This window comes from Trichothermofontia sp. (assembly GCF_053493415.1).
Map to the genome: position 1 here is coordinate 1 of NZ_JBRCAD010000006.1, position 9,596 is coordinate 9,596.

Annotated in this window: 7 protein-coding genes and 1 pseudogene; 2 read left to right on the forward strand and 6 right to left on the reverse strand. The window is 53.2% G+C overall.

Annotation, left to right across the window (positions count from 1 at the left end; genetic code table 11):
• The 4 genes and pseudogenes from ACWIUF_RS00610 to ACWIUF_RS00625 form a co-directional block, all read right to left on the reverse strand.
• Positions 1 to 276: pseudogene (locus ACWIUF_RS00610) on the reverse strand (IS4 family transposase); the annotation flags it as partial.
• 110 nt (positions 277 to 386) lie between these two features.
• A complete protein-coding gene (locus ACWIUF_RS00615; RefSeq protein WP_448570233.1) occupies positions 387 to 3,209 on the reverse strand; it encodes a sensor histidine kinase in 2,823 nt (940 codons plus the stop codon).
• 276 nt (positions 3,210 to 3,485) lie between these two features.
• The gene (locus tag ACWIUF_RS00620) at positions 3,486 to 3,923 is read right to left on the reverse strand and encodes a YybH family protein (RefSeq protein WP_448570234.1); all 438 of its coding nucleotides are present in this window, start codon (positions 3,921 to 3,923) and stop codon (positions 3,486 to 3,488) included.
• Positions 3,924 to 4,291: 368 nt separating this feature from the next.
• Positions 4,292 to 5,479 (reverse strand): glycosyltransferase family 4 protein, encoded by a 1,188-nt coding sequence (locus ACWIUF_RS00625; RefSeq protein ID WP_448570235.1) that lies wholly within the window; start codon positions 5,477 to 5,479, stop codon positions 4,292 to 4,294.
• 219 nt (positions 5,480 to 5,698) lie between these two features.
• Here ACWIUF_RS00625 and ACWIUF_RS00630 point away from each other — a divergent pair, with 219 nt between their 5' ends.
• Positions 5,699 to 6,946 carry an FtsX-like permease family protein gene (locus tag ACWIUF_RS00630; RefSeq protein WP_448570236.1) on the forward strand — a complete coding sequence of 416 codons (1,248 nt, stop codon included), beginning with the start codon at positions 5,699 to 5,701 and terminating at the stop codon, positions 6,944 to 6,946.
• A 473-nt stretch (positions 6,947 to 7,419) separates the two neighbouring features.
• Positions 7,420 to 8,187, forward strand: coding sequence for an ABC transporter ATP-binding protein (locus ACWIUF_RS00635; RefSeq protein WP_448570237.1), 768 nt, complete (start codon positions 7,420 to 7,422; stop codon positions 8,185 to 8,187).
• On the opposite strand, the gene ACWIUF_RS00640 is transcribed toward ACWIUF_RS00635, so the two are convergent.
• A complete protein-coding gene (locus ACWIUF_RS00640; protein ID WP_448570238.1) occupies positions 8,123 to 9,154 on the reverse strand; it encodes an NAD-dependent epimerase/dehydratase family protein in 1,032 nt (343 codons plus the stop codon). The genes ACWIUF_RS00635 and ACWIUF_RS00640 overlap by 65 nt on opposite strands.
• Positions 9,155 to 9,163: 9 nt before the next feature.
• A complete protein-coding gene (locus ACWIUF_RS00645; RefSeq protein ID WP_448570239.1) occupies positions 9,164 to 9,484 on the reverse strand; it encodes an STAS domain-containing protein in 321 nt (106 codons plus the stop codon).
• Positions 9,485 to 9,596: the final 112 nt, after the last annotated feature.

A 9,596-nucleotide genomic window follows, 5' to 3' on the forward strand; every position in this document is an offset into this window, starting at 1 on the left:
GGTTGAATCAATCGGAAAGAGCATCTGAGCTTCAGCAGGTTTCTGTCGTTTGACCTGATCAATCAACTGAGCATAAATTCGACAGAAATGCTGGTCTTGTCGAGTTTTACAAGCTTTAGAAAAGGTAGATATATCGACAGAAATACCTGAACGATTCAGTCGATAAAATAAATCCCTCATGCTGGTCAAGCCGTTGTCTAATACAAAGGTCAACCAGATTTCAAAGAACAAGCGCGAGTTCAAAACAGGGTAGTCATGCGGACAAAGCTGCTTCAAGATCAATTTGACAAGCTTCGGGAATGAGGCTATCATAGAACATCATTTTTTATTTGTTAGAGGACAGAATACTGCATTCTGTCCCTTTTTTCCATCGCTTAACCTAACTTTCAACACTTCTGAAATTGGGGCACTTCCGGCGCAATCTCAAAAGTCAGCCCAATCCCTTTAGCCTGCACCCGCTCCATCATCATGCTCCGTAGGGTATGCAACAGGGCAATCAAATCCAGATGCGCCAGGTCGATGCTGTAGTGTCCCGATTCAATTTTGGAGAGGTCCAACACATCATTGATCAGGCTCAACAAATGATCGCCACTGCGTTGAATGGTTTCAAGATCGGCCTGTTGACTGGGGGTTAAGGAGGGATCATGGGCCATGATCTGGGTGAATCCCAGAATGACATTGAGGGGCGTCCGCAGTTCGTGGCTCATGTTGGCCAAAAACATACTTTTGGCCATGTTGGCTGCTTCTGCGGCTTCCATCGCCTGTTGCAAGGCCAGTTCCTTCTGTTTGCGATCGGTAATATCTTGCCCAATCCCGAGGAAGTGCCCGTCGGATAGCCGCACATTGGCCCAACTGGTTTCTAATTGCTGACCACAGGCTGTTCGGATGGGGATATCCCGCCATTGGCCGATTGCGGCGAGCATGTGTTCGAGAACCCGTTGACGATGAATCGGATCGGGATAACATTCGGGCACCAAATCACGTGCCTGCCACTCGGCTAGGGACCACCCTAAAATCCGTTCGAGGGCCGGATTGACGAATTCCACTTTGCCTTGATCATTAAAGAGGGTCACCATAATCGGGATATGGGACACAATCGCTTGAAAGCGATCTTTATCATGCAGAAGTTCCAGTTCAGCCTGTTTGCGATCGGTGATATTCCGGATCATCACTAGGACGGCATCCTGGGCCAGGGGAGCAATCCGAATTTCCTCGTAATGCCACTGCTCACCAATGCAAATCTTATGCTCATAGACCTGGGTCTGACCAGTGGCAATGGCACGTTGGGCATAGGTGAGACGAAGTTGGCAAAGATCAGAATCTAGGACATCAGTGAGAGAAACGTTTTGGGCCAGTTGATCCAGATCAGGGATCACATTAAAGTCCGTGTTGGAAATAAACTCTAGATTCGTGCCATCGGCCTGCATGCGCATCAGCAGATCGGGGATGGCTTCGATAATCGCCTGCTTCGTAGCTTCACTCTGACGTAAAGCCGCTTCGGCGTGCTTTTGTTGGGTGATATCTTCCGCAAGTCCAATAAACCGTGTGACGGTGCCTGTTTCATCCTGTAAGGGGGAAAATTGGGTCGCAATCCAATGCACTTCGCCATCAGGACGGACAATGCGATAAACTTCATCGAAGGATTCCTGTAAGTTAATTTTGCGCTGGAAAGCCGCAAGCACCCTTGGACGATCGTCGGGATGGACAGACTCCAACCAAGCGTAGGAATTTTGATAGAGACGATCGCTACTTTGTTGCCAAATTTGTTCATAGGCGGGTGAGATGTAAAGCACTTCGCCCTTGACGGACAGAATGAAAAAGACTTGATGGATATTTTCGGCCAACTGACGGAATTTTTCTTCACTGGCCCGGAGCGCTGCCTCCGAGCGATGGCGATCGGTGATATCCCGCACCACGACCAGAACCTCATCCGCGCCTAGGGGGGAAATGCGGGCTTCCTCATAGATGCTCAGACCATTCAGTTCAAACTGGTATTCCTGGATTTGCACCCTGCCCGTTGCCAGTGCCTTGGCGGCTAAATGCAATCGTTCTTGGGCAATCTCTGGGGGCATAATCTCGGTCACCCAAGTGCCGGGAATGGCCTGGGCATCCGACTGGATGAGGTGAATCGCCCCCCGGTTGAGGATTTCTAACTGGCAGCCATCGCGCCGCATCCGCACGAGGAAATCAGGGATGGATTCAATCAAGGCCCGTAAGCTGGCTTCCACCTGTTCCCGGTATCGTATTTCCGCTTGCAGTTGTTGATTAACTTGTCTAACCTGTTGTGCCTGACGTTGGGAATGTTGACTGAGATCGATCGCCAACGCTAAGAGCCAGACGAGGGTTAATCCACCCCACAAGACCAAACTAGGCAAGGGCGATCGTTCCCTGGTAGTGAACGCAGCCGTTGGGAAAACCTTAACCTGCCAATCAGCACCATAGGTGTGGACTTGCCCCGTCCTCACACGGGCACCCAGGTATTCCTCACTTTCCTGGCGGTAAATAAGATGGGTCCCATCATAGATTTCGACGTGGTAGTCGGGGTCAGGTAGTAAAAGACTGTCAAATAGCCTGGAAAAGCGAAAGACACCGATAATCCAGCCATCAAAACGATCGCGAGTAATGCCATTGGTGGAATCAGAAACATCAGAAACATCGGGGACAAACAGCGGGACACAGGCAATAAACCCCTCCCCTCCTTGCACCAGCTTAACGGTACGGGTTAAGAGGGTTTGGCGTAAATCCCGTGCGACTTGTAAGGTGATTCTGCGGCGATAATCTTGGGTCGTGTCGAAATTTAGGGCGGCTTCATTGCCCTTCAGGGGCACCACCCAACGCACATGAAAAGTTGGATCAACCCAGTTGATCGCTTGATACCCTGGATAGTAGTTGATATAAGCCTTGGCATCAGCTTCCCAGAGCACCCGTGGGGTTCCCTGGCCCACTTGCCAGCGATTGGCCATCCGCTCTAAACTTTGAATATGGGTAGACAGTTGCTCCCCTAAGATTGTGCTGACGCTCTCTACTTGCTGCTGGATGAGCTGATCAAGATGCTTTTGTTCCCGCACTAATAACTGCTGCCACAGTCCCACAATTGTTAGACTGGCCAGCAGACCAATGACCAGCGATCGCCGTATCAGCGATCGCCAGGAAGACTGCACAAAGGCTTGGAGATATTGGCACCATCGATGGTGCTGTACCCGTCTCACCCGTCTCTCCTCTCTAGCCAAGGACAATCTCCAGATTGGATTAAGGCAACGCTTCGGGATCGGGGGCGCAGGCAGCAGCCCGATCGCTCCTTCCTCCGATCCGTTAACCCCCCCCGACCCGTTGACAAAACGGACGCGCTCACCGGTCCCATCTGTTCCTATCCTAGCCCACAGGGCCGCTGCTGGCGAAGGGTGAGTTAAACCTTTTGCCGGCAACGATGACCCAATACGGCGCAACTTGGTGTTGATGGCACTTCGGCTAGAAAACTGACACGGCTAGAGTTCGGAGGGCACTGACAGATGTTCGTGGAGCATGACCCACCGCCCCTGCCGCTCTTCCCAAATGCTGGTTTGCCGTTGAATCAGTTGAAGTTCCTGACCATTTGGCAGTCGCGCTAACACGTCGTGGGTGGCCGTTGTCCACACCAGATCGCCCCGGCGGAAGGTTTGCAGATCATCCCGCAAACTGAACGTCAACGACAGGAATTTTAGCTTGTCACGCATCTCAAAGAATGCCTCCTTCATCCCCTCAACATTGGTAAAACTGTGGGGTGTCACCGCGTCAAAATAGAAGGATTCTTCTGGAGCATAAATATCCGCGATCGTGGCCCAATCAGGATCATTGCCTGCCGTACTCCAAGCCGCACAAAATTGCCGAATTCGAGCCGCCAAGGCTTGTTGGTCTTGGGGTAAATTTTTCGAGATTGTTGTCATGATGACACCTTTCCTCTTCCCTAACTCACACGACTAGTCCAGTAAACATGAAGTTTGGCAATGTTGGTATCGCCATCCTAAACGGTTCGTGAAGGAGGGTGAGGCAGGCTTCTAGTCTGCGCGAGTAGGATGCCTACCCCCCGCTCATCAATCACCTGAGATTGCTATAATAACGACTTTAGCCGTTGTGGGCGAGAGCCAGCACGACAACCGTTGCATTACAGCCGTTGCCTCTCTAATGAAGTACAGTTGAAGTACTGTCAAGCCTTGCACATAAGGGGCTTAAGCTCCTTGCCTGTACCTCACCGAGTATGGAAGTGCTGTATTAGTTGCACCATTAATTGTGTGCTGCACTAGCAGCATTACTGTTACCAGATAATCTGCGATCGCTCCGCTACGACATGTTGGTAGACTGCCTCCGTTTGTTGAGCTAGCTTCGGCCAAGCAAAGCGTTGTTTTAAATCCTTGTAGGCATTTTCCACCAATTGGTGGGCATAGTTAGGATTTTTTAACACCTCTAGGATGCCCCAAGCTAGGGAATCAGGGCTATTAGCCCAAGTGACAATTCCGGTTTTGCCATGTTGCACCACCTCTGGCAGGCCCCCCGCATTCGAGACAACCACGGGCACGCGAGCCGCAAAGCTTTCCAACGCGACGATCCCGAAGGGTTCATATAAGCTAGGGAAAACCGCACAATCGGCAATTGTTTGAAAGCGATCCAAATCCCGATCGGACATAAACCCAACGAAATAACACCGTTCCCAAATCCCTAACTGCCAGCTCTGGTGTTTGAGGGCATCGGCATTCCCGCCGCCAATAATTACTAATTTGCCTTGACCATTGAGGGCAGCTAACACCTTGGGAAAGGCATCTAACAACACCGATACCCCCTTCTCATGGGTCATCCGCCCGACATAATACACGATTTTTTCCGTTGATTTTGCAAAGCGCGATCGAAACTCGATCGCATCAAATTCGCGGGGTTTTTGCTTTTTCTCCGGGCGAATACCGTTATAAATCACGTCCACCTTATCGTAGGGACACCCCAATACCCCCATCACCTCCTGGCGCATATAGTTGGAACACACAATCACCCGCCAGGCGTCATGGGCTAACAACCGTTCCTTATTCGCAATATAGTGGTGAATATCGGTATACAGGCCCCGGTGGCGTCCGGCTTCCGTCGCGTGAATGGTGGCGATCATGGGAATCCGAAACAAATGCTTCAGGGCGATCGCCGCATCCCCCACCAACCAGTCATGGGCATGGATGAGGTCAAACCCAGGCTGCGATCGCAACAGGTTACCCCCATAGTCCCCCATACTCAGGTTCATGTTGGTGACCCACTGCAAAAAATTCTCGCTGGTACTCACCCGAACCCGGTGGACCGCAATCCCCTCCACTTCCTCGTACAGGGGAGCTTCTCCAAATTCAACCGTGATTAAATGAATATCATGGCCCAGACGCACCAACTCTGGATAGAGTTCTGAAACGTGTCTGGCAATTCCCCCCACCAGCCGGGGCGGAAATTCCCAACTAAGAACCAGAACCTTCATTACCCAGCCCTTAACACACTCTGGAAGTCCTTTATCTTACTCGAATTGGGCTGAATGCGACGCCCCCTGAAGCACAAAACCGCCCCCAACTTGCTCCCCGTGTCCAACGCCTCGCGCCGCGATAACCCCTAAGACAGCTACCCTCTGGCGATTTTACCCTTAACCCTTTTACCTTTTACCTCTTACCTTTTACCTTTTACCTTTACCCCACCCCCTAACATGGCCTCCATTGCCCGTCGCAACCTGTTTGAAGATCTTCCCCGTTTCCTCATTGCCCAGGCTGGGATCACCTTTGCGGTTAGCCTGATTACGATTCAAGCTGGCATCCTCCAGGGATTTACCCGCTCCACCGCGCTGCTGATCGATCAGTCCTTAGCAGATCTTTGGGTCGCTTCAGACCAGATGGAACATCTGGAACTGACCGAACCCCTGCCCCTTTCTACGGTAACGCAAGCCGCCCAAGTTCCGGGTGTCCAACGGGCTGAAGCCCTGTTATTGGGCACTGGGCGTTGGTATAGCGGTCAAGGCTCCCCCGATACTGTGCGCATCTTCGGCTTTGATCCCCAAGGCCAACTGTTTGTACCGGGTACGGTTGTGGCGGGCAGTCTTGAAGCATTAACCGCACCCTATACCGTCCTCGTCGATCGTAGCAATAGCCGATCGCTCAATATTAACGGCGTTGGTCAGACGGCCCGCATTCGCTCCTTGCCCGTCACCGTTGTTGGCCTCACCCAGGGTACGCAATCGATCGCCGCCAGTCCCTTTATTTTTGCCGCCTTACCCACAGCGAAGGCATACTCAACGGCGGGGTTAACCTCCCAGTTAAATTGCCAAATTCGGAATGGCGACCTGCAATGTACCAATGTTTACCAGCAATCCACATCCCCCCCCACCGTTGACCCGGATCAGCCCTTACCGCCCCTCTCGGCAGCCGATCCCATCTCCTATATTCTGGTGCAAGCGGTCCCGGATCAGGATCTTGCCAGTCTCAGTCAACGGTTAGCCGCCGCCCTGCCGGGTACCCGCGTGTATACCCGCGATGCAATGGCCGAGCGCACCCGGCGCTATTGGCAAGATCGCACAGGCGTAGGGTTTGTGCTGGGGCTGGGGGCCGGTGTGGGGATCATTGTCGGGACGGTGATTGTTGGCCAAATTCTCTATGCCTCTGTGACCGATCACCTGAAGGAATTTGGCACCCTCAAGGCAATGGGAGCCTCCAACTGGACACTTTATCGGGTGGTCTTGGAGCAGGCTGTGTGGATGGCAGTCCTGGGCTATCTACCCGGTGTCGCCATTTGCTGGGGGGTTAAAACCTGGGCCTTATCTACCCAGGGCATTCTGATCCTGATGACACCGGGCACACTGGTGGGGGTGCTGCTCCTCACCGTGGGGATGTGTACCTGTTCCGCCTTTTTCGCGATCCAGAAGGTCACCCGCGTTGATCCTGCGATCGTCTTTAAGGCTTGAGTTCGGTGGACGATCACCCATATAAACAGGGAGACGAGACTGGTTTCCCGGCCTTTACACCCCGAAAATCCGTAAATTCGCCTGCCCCACCCTGTCCGCAGCGACCCCATATAATGGGGGTAGGTGTTGGACTGGCAAGACCGCAGAGGGGGAGAGACACCGGGCTGACGGTTCAAAGCAATACCGGAGCAAATATTGGGGCCAGGAGATGGGGAACTCTCTCATCATCAATCACAGTCATACAAGGTAGGCCATCACAAGCCACGGGCAAACCCACCATTTGCCAATTGCATAACTGTCCCCACTGCTACTCTGGAACCCATCCCCATCAGTTTGAATTAATTAAGCAAGAGCTGCAACAGCATCTTGCTGGATTGAACTAAAACTGCCCGTTGCTTGGGCAATTCCTGGCTTGGCATTGTTGGCTTTGCCAAGTACTGCGTATCCCTATACACTATCCTGAACGAAGACGGATGATGACTTCTCAAGGCTTATTGGTTGAAAAACCCAGGTTTTCTAGTTTGGCGACTTCGACAAACTTCCCAGCAGGTATGCTCACAACGGCAGCGATCTCTGCCCGTGGTGTGAAAATGGTCTTTCAGTCTGGACGCCAGTCCTACCAAGCGCTGGGGGGGATTGACCTCGAAATTCAACCCGGCCAGATCCAATTACTCATGGGACCCTCTGGTTCAGGTAAAACGACCTTACTTTCGATCCTGGCCGGTATTCTGACCCCCACGGCAGGGAGTGTCAAGCTTTTAGGGACCGAAATTACCCAGTTGTCGGCCTCGGCGCTAGCTCGGTTTCGCCTTGCCCATATTGGCTTTATCTTCCAAGGGTTTAATTTGTTTCCGGCTCTCACGGCCCTGGAAAATGTCGAATTGGCCTTGCAACTCCATGGGATTAAGAGCCGTCCTGCGCGTCTAGAGGCCCAATTGTTGTTGGAACAGGTGGGCTTAGGGGACAAGATGGCGCTGAAGCCACGGGATCTGTCGGGTGGGCAAAAGCAACGGGTGGCGATCGCCCGTGCCCTGGCGGGTCAGCCCCAATTGATTATGGCGGATGAACCCACGGCAGCCCTAGATTCCCACAGTGGTCATGCGGTGATTACGATGCTCCACCACTTGGCTAAGGAGCGGCAGGCAACCGTGCTCATTGTCACCCATGATCCCCGGATTATGGATGTGGCCGATCGCATTGCCTACCTGGAGGATGGGTTAATTCAGCCTGGAGCTGGCTAATAATTTCCCGTAGGGTCACCTCCACGCTCCGGGGTTGCCAACCGAGTTCCCGCATAGCCTTGCTGCCATCCACCCGCACACAGCGATCGTAGAGATAATGGACCCGTTCTCGACTCAGGGGCGGGTTCCACTTCAGGAGCCGACCCACGATCTCCAGAATATTCCCGACTAGGCGTACCAGGGGTTCGGGCAGATCCCTGGGGGGCGCAATGCCAGTTTCCTGGCTGAGGATCGCAAACATTTCCCGTAGGGAGCGATCGCCCGTAGACAGGATGTAGTGGGCACCGGGTTGCCCCCGTTCCGCCGCCAAGCGCATTCCCGCCACCAGATCGTCTACATGGACAATGCCAGTCACGCGATCGCCCCCCGGCCAGACTTTTAAGCGTCCCGTCAGGAATAACCGTAACACTGGCCCAAAGTGGGGATCATCCGCACCAAAGATCCCCGAGGGCATGACACTAACCACCGGTAACCCGGCCTGAGCAGCCTGATCCACCCATTGTTGCGCCTCATATTTGGTGCGATCGTAGGCGGAGGAAAACCCCACCTGTTGGCGTTGGAAGTGTTCATCCACCACTCGCCCCTGGGTATCGCCGTAGATGCCGATCGTGCTGCAATAGACGAGGGTTGGCGGGGTAGACCGGGTCTGGCTAACGGCTGCCAGGGCCGCCAGCACTGTGCGGGTGCCGTCCACATTCACCCGTGCCATCAGGGCGGCATCCACCAGCCCTAGCTCAACACAAGCCGCAGTATGGAATACGGTGTCTACATCGGCCATTGCCTGTTCTAGGATGGCGCGATCGGTGATATCGCCATAAACCAGGGAAACAGGGACATCGGCTAGCCGCGCGAGGTCGCTAGTTTTGCGCACTAGGCCAACGACGGTGACGCCTTCTCTCACTAGGGCCTTCACGAGATGGGAGCCGGTAAACCCATTTGCGCCTGTGACCAGTGCTTTTTGGATCATGGCGGTGGCTCAGGCGTGGGCCTTCTCAAAGTCAGCACGGGTTGCGTAAACGTTAAACACCCGATCGACGTTGGTAATCTGGAACAGCATTTTTGTCTGCTCATTCAGGGCGCAAAGATACAGTTGCTTCCCGGCTTCACGAATGCGTTTATACGATCGTACCAACTCTCCCAGACCGGAGGAATCCGTAAAGGTGACGCCACTGAAATCGATCAGAATTTTATCAATGCCGCTGTCCAGGCTGTCGTTGATCTCTTGGCGGATGCTGCCCGCACGGGCGCGATCGAAAATTCCCACGGGTTCGATCACTTTCAAGTTGCCTTGATCCATGCCCCTCTGTTCCTCCTTAAGGGTGTCTGAGCTTTGACGATGACTAGGATGCACGTGGACTGGGATCGATCATAGCGGGGTGTGGGATTTTAGATTTTAGATTTTAGATTTT